The sequence below is a fragment of the Streptomyces sp. NPDC014623 genome (assembly GCF_043088245.1).
Lineage (GTDB): Bacteria > Actinomycetota > Actinomycetes > Streptomycetales > Streptomycetaceae > Streptomyces.
This window is the reverse complement of sequence record NZ_JBIBZU010000004.1, coordinates 371,830-389,500: the sequence shown is the minus strand read 5'-3', so window position 1 is coordinate 389,500 and position 17,671 is coordinate 371,830. Positions and strand designations below refer to the sequence as shown.

15 protein-coding genes and 1 pseudogene are annotated in these 17,671 nt (G+C 72.1%); 8 read left to right on the top strand and 8 right to left on the bottom strand.

Annotation, left to right across the window (positions count from 1 at the left end; all coding sequences use genetic code 11):
* Positions 1-37: 37 nt before the first annotated feature.
* Together ACF1FZ_RS10330 and ACF1FZ_RS10325 are read right to left on the bottom strand one after the other, a co-directional pair.
* Complete coding sequence (locus ACF1FZ_RS10330; RefSeq protein ID WP_391772916.1) at positions 38-1,366, bottom strand: serine hydrolase domain-containing protein; 1,329 nt, start codon at positions 1,364-1,366, stop codon at positions 38-40.
* A 125-nt stretch (positions 1,367-1,491) separates the two neighbouring features.
* Positions 1,492-1,972: pseudogene (locus tag ACF1FZ_RS10325) on the bottom strand (phospholipase).
* A 167-nt stretch (positions 1,973-2,139) separates the two neighbouring features.
* Between ACF1FZ_RS10325 and ACF1FZ_RS10320 the strand changes: the two are divergent.
* Positions 2,140-2,268, top strand: coding sequence for a hypothetical protein (locus ACF1FZ_RS10320; protein WP_391772915.1), 129 nt, complete (start codon positions 2,140-2,142; stop codon positions 2,266-2,268).
* Positions 2,269-2,337: 69 nt separating this feature from the next.
* Here the strand turns inward: ACF1FZ_RS10320 and ACF1FZ_RS10315 are convergent, their stop codons facing one another.
* Entirely contained in the window at positions 2,338-2,484 is a 147-nt protein-coding gene (locus ACF1FZ_RS10315; RefSeq protein WP_391772914.1) for a hypothetical protein, read from the bottom strand.
* Positions 2,485-2,813: 329 nt separating this feature from the next.
* Here ACF1FZ_RS10315 and ACF1FZ_RS10310 point away from each other — a divergent pair, with 329 nt between their 5' ends.
* On the top strand, positions 2,814-3,014 hold the full coding sequence (locus ACF1FZ_RS10310; RefSeq protein ID WP_391772913.1) for a hypothetical protein: 201 nt from the start codon (positions 2,814-2,816) through the stop codon (positions 3,012-3,014).
* Positions 3,015-3,141: 127 nt separating this feature from the next.
* Positions 3,142-4,320 (top strand): macrolide family glycosyltransferase, encoded by a 1,179-nt coding sequence (locus tag ACF1FZ_RS10305; RefSeq protein WP_391772912.1) that lies wholly within the window; start codon positions 3,142-3,144, stop codon positions 4,318-4,320.
* Between the two features lie 373 nt (positions 4,321-4,693).
* Here the strand turns inward: ACF1FZ_RS10305 and ACF1FZ_RS10300 are convergent, their stop codons facing one another.
* The 4 genes from ACF1FZ_RS10300 to ACF1FZ_RS10285 all read right to left on the bottom strand — a co-directional run bounded on the left by ACF1FZ_RS10300 (position 4,694) and on the right by ACF1FZ_RS10285 (position 10,095).
* On the bottom strand, positions 4,694-5,737 hold the full coding sequence (locus ACF1FZ_RS10300; protein ID WP_391772911.1) for a DUF3533 domain-containing protein: 1,044 nt from the start codon (positions 5,735-5,737) through the stop codon (positions 4,694-4,696).
* A gap of 488 nt (positions 5,738-6,225) precedes the next feature.
* On the bottom strand, positions 6,226-7,248 hold the full coding sequence (locus tag ACF1FZ_RS10295) for a lytic polysaccharide monooxygenase (RefSeq protein WP_391772910.1): 1,023 nt from the start codon (positions 7,246-7,248) through the stop codon (positions 6,226-6,228).
* A gap of 449 nt (positions 7,249-7,697) precedes the next feature.
* Positions 7,698-9,272: an alkaline phosphatase D family protein gene (locus tag ACF1FZ_RS10290; protein WP_391772909.1), complete on the bottom strand. Its 1,575-nt coding sequence runs from the start codon at positions 9,270-9,272 to the stop codon at positions 7,698-7,700.
* Positions 9,273-9,396: 124 nt separating this feature from the next.
* Positions 9,397-10,095, bottom strand: coding sequence for a response regulator (locus tag ACF1FZ_RS10285; protein ID WP_391772908.1), 699 nt, complete (start codon positions 10,093-10,095; stop codon positions 9,397-9,399).
* A gap of 133 nt (positions 10,096-10,228) precedes the next feature.
* Here ACF1FZ_RS10285 and ACF1FZ_RS10280 point away from each other — a divergent pair, with 133 nt between their 5' ends.
* From ACF1FZ_RS10280 to ACF1FZ_RS10265, 4 genes are read left to right on the top strand one after another with little or no spacing between them, the layout of a single operon-like run.
* Positions 10,229-11,212, top strand: a complete 984-nt coding sequence (locus tag ACF1FZ_RS10280; protein ID WP_391772907.1) for a Bug family tripartite tricarboxylate transporter substrate binding protein — start codon at positions 10,229-10,231, stop codon at positions 11,210-11,212.
* The gene (locus tag ACF1FZ_RS10275; protein WP_391772906.1) at positions 11,209-11,760 is read left to right on the top strand and encodes a tripartite tricarboxylate transporter TctB family protein; all 552 of its coding nucleotides are present in this window, start codon (positions 11,209-11,211) and stop codon (positions 11,758-11,760) included. The genes ACF1FZ_RS10280 and ACF1FZ_RS10275 overlap by 4 nt, the downstream gene beginning before the upstream one ends.
* Positions 11,761-11,763: 3 nt before the next feature.
* Positions 11,764-13,251 (top strand): tripartite tricarboxylate transporter permease, encoded by a 1,488-nt coding sequence (locus ACF1FZ_RS10270; protein ID WP_391772905.1) that lies wholly within the window; start codon positions 11,764-11,766, stop codon positions 13,249-13,251.
* 34 nt (positions 13,252-13,285) lie between these two features.
* Positions 13,286-14,764, top strand: coding sequence for a trifunctional class I SAM-dependent methyltransferase/NUDIX hydrolase/VOC family protein (locus ACF1FZ_RS10265; protein ID WP_391772904.1), 1,479 nt, complete (start codon positions 13,286-13,288; stop codon positions 14,762-14,764).
* A 45-nt stretch (positions 14,765-14,809) separates the two neighbouring features.
* On the opposite strand, the gene ACF1FZ_RS10260 is transcribed toward ACF1FZ_RS10265, so the two are convergent.
* A complete protein-coding gene (locus ACF1FZ_RS10260; RefSeq protein ID WP_391772903.1) occupies positions 14,810-16,654 on the bottom strand; it encodes an AMP-binding protein in 1,845 nt (614 codons plus the stop codon).
* A 173-nt stretch (positions 16,655-16,827) separates the two neighbouring features.
* On the opposite strand from ACF1FZ_RS10260, the gene ACF1FZ_RS10255 reads away from it, so the two are divergent.
* The gene (locus ACF1FZ_RS10255) at positions 16,828-17,670 is read left to right on the top strand and encodes an alpha/beta fold hydrolase (protein ID WP_391772902.1); all 843 of its coding nucleotides are present in this window, start codon (positions 16,828-16,830) and stop codon (positions 17,668-17,670) included.
* Position 17,671: the final 1 nt, after the last annotated feature.

Genomic DNA, 17,671 nt, shown 5'->3' with positions numbered 1-17,671 from the left:
GGGCGCCCCCGTGGCGGGAGGAACGCCGTCATCGCAGCTATCGCAGCTGCTCGGGACCGAGCAGACGCTGAGGAACCGGCGACGTGCCGGTGACCCGCTCGGCGGGAGCTCCGCTGAGTGCGCCGTCCATGTATCCGAACAGGGCGTTGCCGATCGGGTCGGGCAACGGCGTGCCGTCCTCGCCGAACCGCTCGTACTTCATCAGGTTGTAGCCGATGGCGGCCTGGCGGCGTCCGTCCTCCGTGGACAGTGCCCAGGTCCCCGCCCCGAACACGCCACCGTCGTGGCCCCAGTACCAGCCGCCGCTGGGCATCTTGAGCGTGTAGAGGCCGAGGCCGTACCGCATCGCCACCTCCTGTCCCGGAGCCGGCTCGTAGGCGGGAACCGTCGTCTTCATCTCCCGCAGCTCCGCCGCGCCGAGCAGCTTCCCGCTCAGGAGCAGGCGGTAGAAGTCGTTGAGGTCGCTCATCGTGGAGACCATCGCACCGGCCGTTCCGGCCCAGGACATGTCGTAGACGCTGTAGTCGCGCGCCGGTTCGATGGTTCCGTAGAAGGACTCGTACATCTTGGCGTGCGGCCCCGATATGCGGGCGGAGCGCGGGAAGTACGTGTGTCGCAGCCCGGCCTTGCGAATGACGTTCCTGGTGATGTAGGACTCCGGGTCCTGGCCCGTGACCTTCTCCAGCAGCAGACCGGCGATGACGTAGTTGGTGTTGGCGTACGAGTGCGTGCCACGCGGCGCCTGCGGCTCGGCCGCCAGGCCGAGGCGGGCCAGCTCCTCGGGGGCCATCCTGCGGAACCGGCCCTCGTCCAGGGCCTGTCCCGGGTCCGTCACCAGCCCGGGGAAGGCGGGCAGTACGTAGTCCGCGATGCCGCTCGTGTGGTTGAGCAGCATCCGCACCGTCACCTCACGGCCCCGCTCACCCGGCACCAGCTCCGGAAGGTGGTCACCGATCGGGGCGTCGAGGTCTATTCGGCCCTTGGCCACCTGCTGGAGAACGGCCACCGAGGTGAAGGTCTTGGTGATGCTGCCGATGCGGTGCTCGTAGTCCGGGCGCATCGGCCGCCCGCTGTCGATGTCGGCGACGCCCGCAGCCCCGCGCCACTGCTCGGAGCCGTCCCTGACCGATGAGTAGGCGCCGTACATCCCCGCCCGGTGGAACGCGTCGAGGGAGGCCCGCAGCGCCTTCCGGTCGAGACCGGACGTGGTGGAGACGGCGGACGCGGTGGCGGAGGCCGGCGACGGAGCGGCGGCCCCGGCAGGAAGCGTGCCGGCCGCGAGCGACAACAGGGCCGCCGATGCCACGGCGGCCAGACGCACTCTCCGGTGGGAGGGACGAGGGTGTGGGTGGGTCGTGCTGGGCATGTAAGGGTTCCGTCTCATCAGGTGTGCGTGGCTGAGCTCCTCATCCTCTGCGCGTCACACCCGGCGTCCATCCTCCCCAGGAACGACCTCGCGCACAGGAAGGAATGACGTTTGTCAGGTTTCGGTCAGCCCTGCCTGACCGGTGCGACGCCGAAGATGTCCACGGCGTGGTAGTACGTCCATGCCGTGCCGTCGCACGAAGTCCGCGTCGCGCCTGAGCAGGCGGCGCACACGCGCTTGAGGTCCTCGTAGAAGGAGGAGCCGATGCGTGATTTGCCGGCGGAGAACGCGTCGGCGGCCTTGTGGTTGCGATAGCCGAAGGCGTGGCGGACGCAGGCCGTTCGGAAGGGAAAGCCGAACGGATTGTCGGGGGAGGTGCTGCAGTGGTCCGTCGTCCAGTCGAAGTCGTACGCGGCCCAGGCGCCCTGGTTGTTACGGGCGCAGACCCAGGCGTTGTAGCTGGAGGCGCTCGTCTGGGTCCAGGAGCTGAGGGCCTGTGGTTTGTCCGAGGGGGCGGCCGAGGCGGACACGGCGGACGTACAGGACGAGCGGGAGCGAAAGGGCGAGTGGGGCGGTTCGACGGCCGTCCTCGGTGACCCGGCCCATGCCCCCGGCCCGTGTCCGTACACCGGACAGGACCGCCTGGAGGCGCTCCTGTCCGGTTGCGGTGACCGGCACGTCGAGGAGCTGGCCGCCGGCTGCCCCGAGCCGGCCGGGATCATGGCGTTCGCCGTCCCGTTCCTCCCGCCCCCGCGCTGCCCTGCCCGGACACCGTGCGCGAGGCCGGTCCGCACGCCGTACGGGCGATCGCGGCCGAACCGTGGAAGCCGCTCGGTGACGCCGTCGCCCACGCCGTCCGTCTCGTCGGTGGCAGTGATGCCGTGGGTGTCACCCAGGTGTGAAGGGTGACGGTGCTGCCCGCACCGGGTGGGGGAGCGGGGGACCTGCTTCCCCACCCGGCCGCGCGCCGCTCAGCGCCGCCCGCGCAGTCGGCCGAACATCTGGCGGGCCTGCGCCCGCTTCCTTGGGTCGGCGCCGGCCCGTCGAGCCGAGGCGATGGCCCTGCGCCCTTGCGGGCTACGACTGAAGTCCTTGATGCGTGCGATCAGCCCGGGCATGTTTCCTCCACAGTTGCTGGTCGGTCCGTGGTGAGGTCTCCTGCCCCGACTGCCGGACTTGATGCACAGGCGGCGCCCGGGAGTGCTGCCCCACGGGGGGCGCGGTTCCGGCTCGGCTCCGGGCAGATCGATGCCCGTCGGCCTCGTCGAGCCGGCGGAGCAGCTCGTGGCACTGTTCCGGTCGTCGAACGGGGCACGGTCCTCGAAGTACCGGAAGAGGACCTCGACGGTTCCGCTGACCGGATAGAGGCCGAACGGCCCTATCAGGCGTGGGCGGGTGCTGGTGCCGGCGGCGAGCACGGGGAAGCGACTCGTCTCCTCGTGCACCCGTGGCCGAGACAGCCGCCCTGGTGACGCCGGAAATCGAGGACCGCGGTCGCCCCGGGCACGGCGTCCGGCCGATGCTCCTGCAACTGGCTGCGGCAGGCGGCCGGTTCGGCGATCGTGCCGTGCCGCCCCGAAAACGCCTTGCGCGCCACGGGGACGTGCCTAGGATGCTGCTCATGTACTTCCACCAGATCTACGGCTGACACGGACGGGGCGGCGTCCCCCTCCCGTACCGCGACCCGTGCGCGCTCCCCGGCAGGCTGTTGCCGAACGGCGGCGCGCGGGCCCGGTGTGTCCTTATCGCCGTAGACCTGAAACGAGTGATCCCGTATGTCCCGTCGCCGTACCCATATCGCGATGATCGGCATTCCCGCCGTCAGCCATATCCTGCCGAGCCTCGAGATCCTGCGTGAGCTGGTGGCCCGCGGCCATCGGGTGACGTACGCCAACGACCCGGTCGTCGCCGGTCTGGTCACGGCCACCGGCGCCGAGTTCGTCCCCTACCGTTCGGTGCTGCCGGTCGCCGACAACGACTGGCCGGACGACCCGATCGCCGCGATGGACGTCTTCCTCGACGACGCCGTCCAGGCCCTGCCGCAACTGCGCGCCGCGTACGACCGGGACCCGGCGGATCTGTATCTGTACGACATCGGTGCCTACGCCGCGCGTGCCCTCGCCGAGTCGCAGGGCCGGCCCGTCCTCCAGCTCTCCCCGACCTTCGTCGCCTGGGAGGGCTACGAACACCAGGAGATGGCCGCACAGGTGCGGGCGCTGCCGGGTGCGGACGCGTACCGGGCGAAGTTCGCGCGGTGGCTCGCCGTGTCGGGGGCGTCCACCACGGACATGGAGGCCTTCTCCGGCCGGCCCGCGAGGGCCCTGGCGATGATCCCGAGGGCCATGCAGCCGCATGCGGACCAGGTCGACCCCGACGTGGTGACGTTCGTCGGCCCCTGCTTCGGCTCACGGGCGGACCGGGAGACCTGGACCCGGCCCGCCGACGCCGGGAGCGTGCTGCTGGTCTCCCTGGGTTCGGCGTACACGAAGCAGCCGGAGTTCTACCGCCGATGTCTGGAGGCCTACGGTGATCTGCCCGGCTGGCACGTCGTGCTCCAGATCGGGAAGCACACGGATCCCGGCGAACTCGGCGACATCCCGGGCAATGTCGAGGTGCACTCCTGGGTGCCCCAGTTGGCGATCCTGGAGCAGGCCGACGCGTTCGTCACCCACGCGGGGATGGGCGGCAGCAGCGAAGGGCTGTACACCGGTGTTCCCATGATCGCCGTCCCGCAGGGCGCCGAGCAGTTCATGAACGCGGACCGGCTCGTCGGCCTGGGTGTGGCCCGCCGCATCGACACGGCGGACGCCACCGCCGAGGCCCTGCGCACCGCGCTCACCGAGCTCGTCTTTGACCCCGATGTCGCCCGGCGTTCGGCGCGGCTCCGTGCCGAGGCCCGGGCCGAGGGCGGCACGGAGCGGGCGGCCGGTCTCATCGAGGAGATGCTGGGCTGATCCTCGGCCCGGTGCGGAGGAGAGGGCCCGCGCGTTCCTCCGCACCGGCCCAGGGCGTACAGGAGATGACCGGCCCGTGGCCCGGTGCCGGCCTCCCCGGCCCGTGAGGGTGACCCGGGCGGTGTGAGGCGGATCGAAGTATGCGGCGGCTCCTGCCGTAGCGCTCGACGCGGGTGAGCGCGGGGCGGAGACCTGGGGACGGGCCGCCCTGGCCGCCGCCTCCGGGGCAGGAACGTCTGCCCGGCGCGCGTCACGCCACCGACGCACCGCACGAGGCAGACGCCTCCGGACTCGTCCGCGGATTCCGCCGTGTGGATCTGCAGGCTGCCCGGCTCCTGTGGGTTCACCGGCGCCGTGGTGCCGGCAGCACCGCTCAAGCAGGATTCGATCCGCCGGTGGACGCCGTCGTGCGGGAGATCTCGTCAGAGGCCCGGCGGCGCATCGACAGGAGCAGGGTCAGGACCGTGCCGGCGACCGCCCAGGCGGAGAGCACCAGCAGGGGGCCGGTGACCGCGTTGCCCTTGAAGTACGCGATCGAGCGCGCCACCCAGGTTCCCGCGCCAGGAGGCAGGGCGGGGCCGATCGCCCGCCAGAAGTCCGGCAGCATCGGCAGCGGGAAGGCGCCGCCCGCGCTCGGGTTGCCCGCGATCACGATGAGCAGGACCGCCAGACCGATACCGACGACGCCGGTGAGCGCCTCCAGGGCGAGCGTGACCATGCCGACCGCGAAGACGACCAGGGCGCCCAGACCGGCCAGGGCCCACACACTGCCGGGAAGCGCGCCGAGGGCCGGGCCGATGATGACCGCGCCGCCGATGCCGCCCGCGATCGAGTACAGCGCCATGACCGCGGTGCGGATCACCGCGCGCTGCCGGTTGGCGGGTTTGGTGCCCGCGCTGATCGCCAGGATCGAGGCGCAGAGGTAGCCGCCGACACACCAGCCCACGACCAGGTAGAACGACGAGAGGCCGTCGAAGTCGTCCGGGGAGGCGGGGGCCACGTCCACGGTCCGTACCGTGCGCTGCCGGGGCCCCTCCGCCTCCTCGATGATCCTGGTCAGCGAGGTGGCCAGCACGGTGCCGCCGCCGGAGGCGACGAGCACGGTGTCGGCCGCCCCGGTGGGACTGACGATCAGGGCACCGTCGATGTCGCGGTTCTGGATCTGCCGGCGGGCCTCGGCCTCGCCGGGGACCGCACGCGGATCGAGCGGGCCGCCCGGCAGGCCGTCCAGCTGGGTGACGAGCTGTCCGGACACCTGCTGCGGGGCGACGACCCCGAAGGGCACATCGGTGGGGTCGGGCCTGTGCAGCGCGCCGACGTAGGAGGCGACGAACAGCAGCTGCAGCGCCAGCACGCCGACGACCAGCAGGGCGGCCCGTGCGGTGACGGCGTTCTTCACCTCGTCAGCGAAAGTCATGCTCCCCACGGTCCGGGCAGGGTGCTCCTCGCGCAGGCGGGGCGGGCCGAATGGCGGAGGACGCCCCCCTCCCAGTCGTCGGACCAGGCCCGGGAACTGATCCGGGCGGAGAGCGGGGGCGGTGAGCACGGCCCGGTCCGGAAGGCGCGGACGCCCGGGTCCACGCACTCCGCATACCCGGCTAGCCCTCCCGGACGTCCACGGCATCAGCGGGACCGCCCACCGGATCCAGGATTCGTCCGCTCCGCGACGGGCGTGGACACGGGGACCGGGCTGTGCGCGGAGGAGCTCCGCGACGCGGAGGGCGCCACCCACCGGCTGATCTTCGACCCGGTGGAGGAGCGGGCGCGGCGGATCCGGGCGGTGTCCGGCAGGCGGCGGGCCGGGTCCGGTCCGCAGGCGGAGGAGCCGGGGCGGGTTCAGGACCTGATCCCGGTGGACGCGTACGTGCCGTGCCCCGGTGACCGCGAGGCCCCGCAGTCACCGGGTCAGGCGCGGTGTGCGCCACCCGCGGCCCGGCGGCGGACCGAGACGAACAGGACGCTCGCACCGACGGCCAGCGCGGCGCCGCCGCCGATCGCGAGATACGAGGAGCTTCTGCTGCCACCCGTCTCGGCGAGCACCTCGCCGACGGGGGAGGCGGCGACGTTGTTCGGCTCCGGAGCATTCGCCCCGGCACCGCCGGACTCGGCCGCCCCGGCCGGGGCCGCCTCGGTCACCTCCGCGCCGGTCGCCGCGTCGTCGTCACCGTGGCCGTCGTGCTCGACCGACGACTTGCCGGCACCCTCGTCGATCTCCGCCTCGGTCGGGGCGGAGGCCGTCGGCGCCGGGGTGGCCCCGGCGGCACCGCCTCCGCCGGCCTCACCGCCGAAGACCACGTCCGAGCAGGCGTAGAAGGCCTCGGGGGAGTCCGACCGCTGCCAGACCGTGTAGATCAACTGCCGCCCCGACGCCCGCGGCACGGTGCCGTCGAAGACGTACGACCCGTTCTCCAGCGCCGGGTCGGTGACCGTGGCGAACGGCTCCTCCTGAAGGTCCGACCACTTCAGGGGCTGCGCCGGGTCATAGCTCGCCCTGGTCAGGTACAGCTCGAACGAGCCCTTGTGCGGAGCGGTCGCCCGGAAACGGAAGGTGTGGCTGCCCGCCTCCATGGGCGTGGACGGCCAGTCGGCGCGCGGCAGGTCGAGCCCCTTGAACTTGTCGTTGCCCGCGCTGCACAGCTGGCCGTCCGGGATCAGCTCGCGGTGCTTGCCCGCCGCGTTGGCGATGTTCACCCCGTTCCAGTCGTACAGTGCCTGCGTCCCGCCCGCTGCCACCGCTGCCTTGCAGGCCGCGGACCGCGGGCTCTCCGGCCCCTCCGCGAAACAGGCCGAGACCCGGCTGGCCGGGTCGCTCAGCGAACCGTGCGCGGTGGCGGGGGCGGCGGACAGCCCGGCCAGGACGAGCGGCGCGACGCCGAGGACGGCGACGGTGGCGGCGAGCCTGCGACGGGCGGTGGTGATGACGGCCATGGTGGTTCTCCTTCGGCGACACGGCTGTTGACCAGGTCTGGTGATCAGCAAGCTAGCCGCCGCCGGAGCGGATCCGGGCGGGAGAAGGCGCAGGTGGCGATCGTTATGGCGCGCTTAAGGGAGGGTTAGGAGAGGGCTGAGGAACTCCGTCCGTGCGGCTTCGGCGCAGGGGTGGTTCCGACGCCACCGGATGCACGGAAACTGTCCAGCACATTGCCGACGAGGCCCGTGGCGCCGGCTTTCACACGGTGCCGGTGACCGCGGTACCGCTTCGGCCGCCACCGGCCGCGTCGCCTGACGGGACGTCCGCACCACTTGCACGGTTCGGTCCGCGGTCCGGCCTCGAGCCCCCACGCCCCGGCCTACCGCTCCTTCGGCGCGTTCTTCCCCGGACCTCCCGTGTTCCAGGCGCTGTTCGGGCCCAGGTGTGGTGGGGGCCCGGCAGGGTGTCAGACCTGGACGCCCGGTGTCCCGTCCTCCACGACCACGCTCGCGCGTGTGCTGATCGGGGCGTCCGGCTCCGTCACGAAGGGCAGGACGCGAAAGTCGCTCGTCCACCGCTCGCGGTCCACCGTGACGCGCACGTAGCCGCGTTGGCCGTTGAAGAACTTCATGTGCGGGTTCGCCGCCAGGAACGTCTCGCCCTGGGCCGTCATGTCGGCGCCGTCGCCGCCGCTCGTGACCGAGGTGCCCACGAACTCCGAGCCGACGGTGGCCGATTCCGGATCGGCGTAGTCGCGCTTGAGGTCCCATGCGTAGTTCTGGTGCCGGTCACCCGTGATGACGACCAGATTGCGCACTCCCCGGGTGCCCGCCTCCGCGAGCAGCCGGTTGCGCTCGGCGACGTAACCGTCCCACGGGTCCGTCCAGACCGTGGTGCCCGGCCCCGGGTCCTGGTCGGTCTGGCCCATCGGGGCCTGGTTGCCGAGGATCTGCCAGCGGACCCGGGAACGGCTGAAGCCCTTGAGGACCCAGTCGCGCTGCCGGGGCCCGAGCAGGGTGCGGTCCGTGTCGAAGCGGTCGGCGCAGTCGGCCGAAGTGCCGTCGCCGCACGGCTGGTCGTCACGGTACTGACGGGTGTCGAGCATGGTGAAGCCGGCGAGCCTGCCGTAGGAGAGCCTTCGGTACATCTGTACGTCGGGACCGTTCGGCAGTTGCGCGCGGCGCAGCGGCGCGTGCTCGTACAGGGCCTGGAAGGCGGCGGCCCGGCGCTGCAGGAAGGTCTCCGGGTTCTCGTCGTTCTCGGAGGTCTCGTCCGCCCAGTTGTTCTCCACCTCGTGGTCGTCGAACGTCATGATCCACGGAAAGGCGGCGTGCGCCTCGCGCAGCGGCGCCTCGGACTTGTAGAGGCCGTACTGAAGCCGGTAGCGGGCCAGGTCGAGGGTCTCCGTGTGGAACCTGGGGTCGGTGCTCACGCCGCGCTTGTTCGTCTTCACACCGGATTCGTAGAGGTAGTCGCCGAGGTGCACCACCAGGTCCAGGTCCTCCTGCGCCATGTGGTGGTACGCCGTGAAGTAACCGTCCTGCCAGGCCTGGCAGGACGCGAAGGCGAACCTCAGCCCGCGCGGGGAGTCCGAGGGCGCCGGGGTGGTGCGCGTGCGTCCCGCCGGGGAGATCGCGGAGCCGGCCTTGAAACGGAACCAGTACGTGCGGCCGGGGGCGAGCCCGTGCACCTCGGGGTGGACCGAGTGCGCCAGCTCGGGAGTCGCGACGACGCTGCCGCGGCGCACCACCCGGCGGAAGCGCTCGTCGGCCGCCACCTCGTAGTGGACACGGACGGGTTTCGCCGGCATACCGCCGAGGCCGTCCTGGGCGAAGGGATCGGGAGCCAGGCGTGTCCAGAGCACGACACCGTCCGACGTCGGGTCGCCCGAGGCGACACCGAGGGTGAACGGGTCATCCTTCAGGGCGGGTGCGGCGAACACCGACTGCGTCTCCCACGCCCCCGTCCCGAGCATCAGTGCGGCGGCTGCCGTCCCGCCGAATCCGAACATCTGCCTGCGGGACACGGAATTCGCCACCACGGGTCCTCCTCGGTCGATCTGCGCCGACCTCGGACACGCTGCCGGGAATTGATGTCATGCTCACGCGCAGCGCATGGCCGGGGGCCGAGCGGTACGTGAACAGGGCAGCCCTACGGCGAACGGCTCAGGACACCGCGCGGTAGCGGCGCTCCGGCCGGCCCGTCCCGCCGTACCGCAGTGTCACCTCGGCCCGTCCCGTCTCCGCGAAGTACTCGAGGTAGCGACGCGCGCTGACCCGGGAGAGGGCACCCGCCTCGGCGCATTCGGAGGCCGACAGGCCGGCCGGGTGGTCGCGCAGGACGCGTTCGACCAGGTCCGCGGTACGGGCCGCCAGGCCCTTGGGGAGTTCGCGGGAACCCGGGGGGCGGGTGCCGAAGATACGGTCCACGTCCTCCTGACGGGCTTCCCGGCGGGACTCGTCCAGCGCGTCCAGGCGGTTGCGCAGCGAGGCCACGTGCTGCAGCTGCTCCTGCAGCGCCGAGCGGTGGAACGGTTTGATCAAGTAGTGCAGGGCGCCCGCCCGCAGGGCGGCCCTGACCACACCGGCGTCGCGCGCCGCTGTGATGAAGAGCGCGTCCGCGCTGCGGGTCTCCCCGTCCCGCTCCTCCGCCGCGCGCAGCTCCCGCAGTACCTGGATCCCGTCCATGTCGGGAAGGAAGATGTCGAGCAGGACCAGGTCGGGACGCAGCCGGCGGGCCGCGCGCAGGGCCTCGGCGCCGGTGTGGGCCACGCCGACGACCGTGAAACCGTCCAGCGCGGACACATAGCGGCTGTGCAGCTTCGCGACCATGAAGTCGTCGTCCACCACCAGCACTTTCGTCACGCCGACACCGTAGGGCGCGACCACAACGACCACAACGTCCATTGATTCCGGAACGGCGACAGCTCGTTAACGCGCAGGCAACATGTGGGCCACCTCACACACGCACGACGAATGGCTCGAAAGGCGGCATCCGGTGCGACTGCGCACTCCACTCGCCCTGTTCGGGGCCGCGCTGCTGGTGGTCGTCGGGCCGCCGCTGCTCTCCACCGGCAGCGGCTCCGACACCGGCACGCAGATCCCCGGACTGCGCTTCATGGTTCCCAACACACCCGGCGGTGGTTACGACATCACGGCCCGCACCGCGGCGAAGAACGCCGAGGACGCCGGGCTCACCCACGGCATCGAGGTGTTCAACCTGCCCGGCGCCGGCGGCACGGTCGGTGTGACCCGGCTGGCCGCCGAGCACGGCAACGGCAAGCTCGCCATGTCCATGGGCCTCGGTGTCGTGGGCGCCGTACACACCAACAAGTCGCCCACGACCCTGGCCGACACCACCCCGATCGCCCGGCTCACCGAGGAGCAGGACATCGTCGTCGTCGCCAAGGACTCCCCGTACAGGACGATCGGCCAGCTGCTCACCGCCTGGAAGAAGGACCCGGGGAAGATCCCGGTCGGCGGCGGTTCCTCGCCCGGCGGGCCCGACCACCTGGCGCCGATGCTGATGGCGAAGGCCGCCGGGATCGCCCCCGAACAGGTCAACTACATCCCCTTCGACGGCGGTGGCGAGCTGCTCGCCTCGATCCTCGGCAACAAGGTCGGGTTCGGCGTCTCCGGTGTCGGCGAGTACCTCGACCAGATCGAGGCCGGTGAGCTGCGGCTCCTCGCCGTCACCGGCCCGAAGCGGGTCCCGGGCCTCGACGCGCCGACCCTCCGTGAGGCCGGTCTCGACACCGACTTCACCAACTGGCGCGGCATCGTCGCTCCGCCCGGGCTCTCCGGCGCCGAACGCGACAAGCTCATCGGGCTGGTGAGCGAACTGCACGACTCGAAGCAGTGGCGCGATTCCATGGAGAGGAACGGCTGGGACGACGCCTTCCTCACCGGCGACGACTTCGGCGACTTCCTGGACGCCCAGGACCGGCGTGTCGCCACCGTCCTCGAGGAGCTGGGACTGTGACGGACGAGCCCGCACCCTCCCGGCCCGAGCCCACACCCTCCCGGCCCGCGACCGCGCGTTCCTGGCTGCGCGAGCACTCCGAACTCGGCGTCGGTGTCCTGCTGCTCGTGCTGGGCGTCCTCGTCCTGACCGACGCCCTGACGATGAGCGTGGACATCACCCAGCGCGGACCCGTCGGACCCAGGACCGTCCCGGTCGCCGTCGGCATCGGGCTGCTGGCCGTCGCGGTGCTGCTGGCCGTCGACGTCCTGCGCGGCGGCCGCGGCGAGGCGGAGGGCGGCGAGGACGTCGACCTGGACGGACCCACCGACCGGCGCACCGTCGCCCTGCTCACCGGGGTCTTCCTCGCCTTCGCCGTCCTCATCGGTCCGCTCGGCTTCCCCGTCTCCGGCGCCCTCCTCTTCTGGGGCTCGGCCTACGCCCTGGGCAGCCGCCACCACGACCGCGATCCGCTCATCGCGGCCGGGCTCTCCCTCGTGACCTACTTCGTCTTCGACAACCTGCTCGGGGTTCCCCTCCCGGGCGGCCCGCTGATGGGGGTGCTCTGACCGGTGGATTCCCTCAACTCCCTCATCGACGGCTTCGGCACGGCGCTCACGCCGGTCAACCTGCTCTGGGCCGCACTCGGCGTCCTGCTCGGCACGGCGATCGGTGTGCTCCCCGGCATCGGCCCCGCCATGGCCGTCGCCCTGCTGCTGCCGGTGACGTACGGGCTCGAACCGACCGGTGCGTTCATCATGTTCGCCGGGATCTACTACGGTGCGATGTTCGGCGGCTCCACGACCTCGATCCTCCTCAACACCCCGGGGGAGAGCGCGGCCGTCGTCGCCGCGATCGAAGGCAACCCGATGGCGAAGGCCGGGCGCGGAGCGCAGGCGCTCGCCGCCGCCGCCATCGGGCACTTCGCGGGCGGCATGATCGGCACGATCCTGCTGGTCGTCCTCGCCCCGACCGTCGCCTCGCTCGCCGTGGACATCGGCGCTCCCGACTACTTCGCCATCATGGTGCTGGCCTTCATCGCCGTCACCTCCGTCCTGGGCTCCTCACGGATCCGCGGCCTGGCCTCGCTCCTCATCGGTCTCACCATCGGCCTCGTCGGCCTGGACCAGATGACGGGCCAGCAGCGCCTCACCTTCGGCTCGCTCCAACTGGCCGACGGCATCGACGTGGTGATCGTGGCGGTCGGGCTCTTCGCCATCGGGGAGGCCCTCTGGGTCGCCGCGCACCTGCGCCGCTCCGCCGGGAAGCCGATCCCCGTCGGCCGTCCCTGGCTGGGCGGGGACGACGTCCGGCGCACCTGGAAGTCCTGGCTGCGCGGGCCCTTCATCGGCTTCCCGTTCGGGGCGATCCCCGCGGGCGGCGCGGAGATCCCCACTTTCCTCTCGTACGTCACCGAGAAGCGGCTCTCCAAGCACCGCGACGAGTTCGGCAAGGGCGCCATCGAGGGTGTCGCCGGGCCGGAGTCCGCGGCCTCCGCCTCCGCCGCGGGGACCCTGGTCTCCATGCTCACGCTCGGCCTGCCCACCACGGCCGTCGCCGCCGTCATGCTGGCCGCCTTCCAGCAGTACGGCATCCAGCCCGGGCCGCTCCTGTTCGAGCGTGAACCCGAACTGGTCTGGGGCCTGATCGCCTCGCTCTTCGTCGGCATGGTGCTGCTGCTCGCACTGAACCTGCCCCTCGCGCCGTTCTGGGCGAAGCTGCTGCGGATCCCGCGCCCCTACCTCTACGCGGGCATCCTCTTCTTCGCCGCCGTCGGCGCCTACGCGGTCGGCGGGGAGGCCGTCGACCTGGTGATCCTGCTGGTGATCGGTCTGATCGGCTTCGGCATGCGGCGGTACGGGCTGCCGATCCTGCCCGCGGTCATCGCGGTCATCCTCGGCCCCTCCGCCGAACAGCAGTTGCGGCGCGCCCTCCAGATCAGCGACGGCAGCGTCACGGGACTGGTCGACACGCCGTTCTCCGTCACCGTGTACGTCATCGTCGCGCTGATCCTGGTGTGGCCGCTGACGAAGAAGCTGCTGCGCCGAACCAGGCCGTGAGGGACTGTCGGCGGCGGCTGGGAGAATCGCGGACATGACCACGATCGACTGGGACGCCGCCGCCGACTCCTTCGACGAGGAACCCGATCACGGGCTCCACGACCCGGTGGTCCGCAGCGCCTGGGCGCGGCGGATGGAGACCTGGCTGCCCGCCGTGCGCTCCGCGGTCCTCGACCTCGGCTGCGGCACGGGCAGCCTGGCGCTGCTCGTCGCCGGCCAGGGGCACCGGGTCACCGCCGTCGACCGGTCGCCGCGCATGGTGGAACGGGCACGCGCCAAGCTGGCCGGAACCGGGACCGAGGTGCTCCTCGGCGACGCCGGGCACCCCCCGGTGGGCGAGCAGCGCTTCGACGTGATCCTCGTCCGGCACACGGTGTGGCTGCTGCCCGACCCCGAGGCCGCCCTGCGGCGCTGGTTCTCCCTGCTGCGGCCCGGCGGCCGTCTGGTGCTGATCGAAGGCGTGTGGGACGGCACCGGCCTCTCCGCCGCCCACCTCACCGCACTCCTCGCCGAGCACACCGAGCGGGTCCACCACGAGCCGCTCTCGGGGGACTCCCGGCTCTGGGGCAAGGAGGTCGCCGACGAGAGGTACGCCCTGGTGGCCCGCGCCGAGCCGCCGCACCGGCACACCGAGGTCGTCGACGTCCATCTGATCCTGCGCAGGGGCTCCGACGTGCTGCTCGCCCGGCGGGCCGGCACGGGCTATGCGGACGGACTGCTCCACGCCCCCTCCGGACACGCGGAGGACGGCGAGGACGTCCTGGCGGCGGTGATCCGGGAGACCGCCGAGGAGATCGGCGTCAAGCTGGACCCGGACGAGCTCCGGGTGGCCCTGGTCATGCAGCACAGGGGCCCGGGCGGCAACCCCAGGATGGGCTGGTTCTTCGAGGCGGACCACGATCCCGCGCGCCCGCCCCGCAACGCGGAACCGGACAAGTGCTCCGAGCTCGGCTGGTTCCCCCTGGACGGGCTGCCCGACGACATGGTGGCGTACTGCCGTGCGGGCCTCGACGGGTACCGTGCCGGGCAGCGCTTCCTGCTCCACTGGCACGAGGACACCGACACCGTCGCCTACGCACCGCAGGGGACGCGGCGCGCCGTCCCGCTGCCGGTGGCGGCGGGTCCCACCGGCCGGCTGCACCACATCGAGCTGCCGGTGACCGACCTGGCCGAGGCCGACGCGCAGTGGGGCTGGCTGCTCGGCCGGCTCGGTCACGTCCCGTACCAGCGCTGGGCACACGGCCGGAGCTGGCGGCGAGGTGACAGCTATGTCGTGGTGGAACACGCACCCGGCCCGGCCGGCGGTGGGCACGACACGCTGCGCCCCGGCGTCGGCCGCCTGGCGTTCCACGTCCGCGACCGCGCCACGCTCGACGCCCTGACGGCGGACGCCCCGGGGCACGGCTGGCAGCCGCCGGCGACCGGCCTCCTTCCGTACACCGACGGCAGCGGGCCCCGCACGGCCCGCCTGGCCAACACCGCCGGGTTCGAGGTGGAGCTGGTCGCTCCCTGAGCCGCCGGACGCGCCCCGTGGCCGCCGCGGCCGGGGCCGGATGCGTCAGCCCTCGGCCTCCAGCCGGGCGGCGATGTCCTCGCGCAGCCGTACCTTGTCCGTCTTGCCGACCGCGGTCGACGGGAGCGCCGGAACCTCGACGAGACGCTCCGGCAGCTTGAACCGGGCCAGCCCGCCGGCCTCCAGGTGCCCGCGGATCTCCCGCAGCGACGGCGCGCCTTCGCCGGCGCCCACGACGTACAGGCAGACGGCCTCGCCCAGCACACGATGCGGCATCGCGACGGCCGCGGCGGCCCGCACACCCGGATGTGTCAGGACCAGTGCCTCCATCTCGTCCGCCGCGATCTTCTCCCCTCCGCGGTTGATCACGTCCTTCAGGCGCCCGGCGACCACGAAGTTCCCGGACGGGTGACGGCGGACGAGGTCGCCGGTGCGGTAGAAGCCGTCGGGGGTGAACGACGCGGCCCCCGCGTCGCCGTGGTAGCACGTGATGACCCCCGGGCCCCTGACCAGTAGTTCGCCGAGGTCGCCCTCGGTGACGCGCCGGCCCTCCCCGTCCACCACGAGGGTCTCGTCACCCGGCGAGGACGGCCGCCCCTGCGTGGTGAACGCGACCTCGGGCGGGTCGTCGAGCCGGGTGAAGTTCAGCTGGCCCTCGCTCATGCCGTACACCTGCTGGATCCGGCAGTCGAAGACCTCGGCCAGCCGGGCGGCCGTGGACGCGTCCAGGCGCGCCCCGCCCACCTGCAGGACCCGCAGGCTCGACAGGTCATGGCCGCCGTGCGCGGCACGGGCGGTGAGCCACTGCAGGGCGAGCGCGGGAGTGAGCGCGCAATGGGTGACGCGTTCACGCTCGATCAGCGCCAGGGCTGCCGCCACGTCGTCCGGTGCGCCGAGCACGACCTTTCCGCCGTGGGCGAGCGTGCCGAGTATCCCGGGGGCGGAGAAGGCGAAACCGTGGGTCACGGGCAGGACCGCGAGGAACACCGATTCCGGCGTCAGGCCCGAGACCGCCGCCGCGGCGCGGATCACGTGGCCGAGAGCCTCGTGGGTGCGGGCGATGGGCTTGGGTGTGCCGGTGGTTCCGCTCGACAGCAGGAAGAGGGCGGTGTCAGAGGGGCACCGGCCGGCGGGCGCGCGGAGTGTTTCACCGGCCTCGACGAGACGGTCGAGGTCCAGGTGTTCCCCGGCCGGGCCCGGGAGGCCCGAGACGAGGAGCGTCCGCACGGACGGGTGCCGCGCGCGGAGCCGCTCGGCGAGCCGCAGGTGGTCGAAGCGCTGGTGCCGGGCCGGGACGGCGAGTGCCGTCGGTGCCAACGCGGTGACGACAGCCTCCAGTTCGTGTTCACGGAGGGCGGGGAGGGCGAGAGCGGGGCGCACACCGATCCTGATCAGAGCGAGTACGAGTACGACGAACTGGACCTGGTTCGGCAGCTGTACGAGCACGGTTTCGCCGGTCCGGATGCCGGACCGCGCCAGCCGGGCCGCACACCCCGAGACCGCCGCGTCGAGCTCGGCCCTGGTGAAGGCGCGGCCGGCACAGGCCAGTGCCACGCGATGACCCGCGTGGACACGGGGACTGAGCACCAGGTCGTCCAGGAACTCCGGGCGCCACCAGCCGCGGTCCCGGTACTCCCCACGGGCGTCCTTGGCGGTGTCGGCGTCCGGTTCGCGCCCGTCCAGGACGACGGCGAGCTGTCGCACGGTGTAGTCGTGCTCGGTCCAGAGGTCGATGCGGGTGGCGAACCGGTCGGCCAACTCCACCTGGATCTGCGTGAGGTCGACGGAGTCGAGCGCGAGGTCTGCGCGCAACCGCGCGTCCTCGTGCTGCAGTTCTTCACCGATTCCCAGGTCACGGAGGATTCTGCGCACTTCTTCGATGCCCGTCATGCGGACGGTATGCCCGGCACGTGGTGGTGGGAGACCGGCGCGCGGAAGCAGGAGGAAGCACACGCCCCCAGGGAGGCGTTCGAAGTGGCCGGCACCGGATCATGCACGCCCTGCACCATCCGTGATTTCCGTGTGACGCTGTGGAATCACACCGGTTTCGGCACGGGAGTGAGATGAACCCAACCACCAGCGGAACACTCGCGGTTCCGGGCGCGCGGATCTACTTCGAAGTACGGGGCGAAGGACCTCTGCTGCTGCTCATCGGAGGAGGGAACTCCGATGCGACCGTGTTCAAGCGCCTGGCCGCGGTCCTGGCGGCCGGCCACCGCGTCGTCACCTACGATCCCCGCGGGAATTCACGCAGCGTGCTCGACGGCCCCCCGGTGGACCAGAGGGTCGAGGAGCACGCCGACGACGCGCACCGCCTGATCCAGCACCTCGCCGCTCCCGACGAGCCCGTGCACGTCTTCGGGAGCTGCTCGGGCGGGCTCATCGCACTGGAACTCACGATCCGGCACCCGGACAGGATCCGGCTGGCCGTCGCCCACGAACCACCCGTGCTCGGCATCCTCCCGGACGCGGGGCTCCACATGGCGCTCCTCGACGACGTCTGCCGGACGTACCGCAGCGAGGGCATGGCGCCGGCCCTCGTCAAGCTGCAGGCCCTGCACGGCGGCCGGCCCGCTCCTGCCCTCCCCGAGGAGCACAACAACACCGACTTCTTCCTGAGTCACTTCGTCCTGCCGTTCACCCGCTTCGTACCGGACCTCACCGCGCTCGCCGAGGTCTCGGACAAGGTGGTGTGGGCCGGCGGCCACGCCTCACGCGGGGACCTCGTGCACCGGCCCGTGCTCGCCCTCGCCGAACGGCTCGGCCGTGCGGTGGAACTGTTTCCGGGCGGGCACGTCGGATACGCGAGATATCCCGCCGACTTCGCGCAGCGGCTCGTCGACGTCCTCACCACCGCACCCGGCGAGACGTACCACCCCCGGGAGACGGCCGGGGGAGGGTGGTGAC

Coding starts and splice junctions, on each gene's coding strand:
- ACF1FZ_RS10315 (WP_391772914.1), bottom strand. CDS start 2,484: ATGCCCGGGCTGATCGCACGCATCAAGGACTTCAGTCGTAGCCCGCAA.
- ACF1FZ_RS10295 (WP_391772910.1), bottom strand. CDS start 7,248: ATGGCCGTCATCACCACCGCCCGTCGCAGGCTCGCCGCCACCGTCGCC.
- ACF1FZ_RS10330 (WP_391772916.1), bottom strand. CDS start 1,366: ATGCCCAGCACGACCCACCCACACCCTCGTCCCTCCCACCGGAGAGTG.
- ACF1FZ_RS10265 (WP_391772904.1), top strand. CDS start 13,286: ATGACCACGATCGACTGGGACGCCGCCGCCGACTCCTTCGACGAGGAA.
- ACF1FZ_RS10255 (WP_391772902.1), top strand. CDS start 16,828: ATGAACCCAACCACCAGCGGAACACTCGCGGTTCCGGGCGCGCGGATC.
- ACF1FZ_RS10300 (WP_391772911.1), bottom strand. CDS start 5,737: ATGACTTTCGCTGACGAGGTGAAGAACGCCGTCACCGCACGGGCCGCC.
- ACF1FZ_RS10260 (WP_391772903.1), bottom strand. CDS start 16,654: ATGACGGGCATCGAAGAAGTGCGCAGAATCCTCCGTGACCTGGGAATC.
- ACF1FZ_RS10305 (WP_391772912.1), top strand. CDS start 3,142: ATGTCCCGTCGCCGTACCCATATCGCGATGATCGGCATTCCCGCCGTC.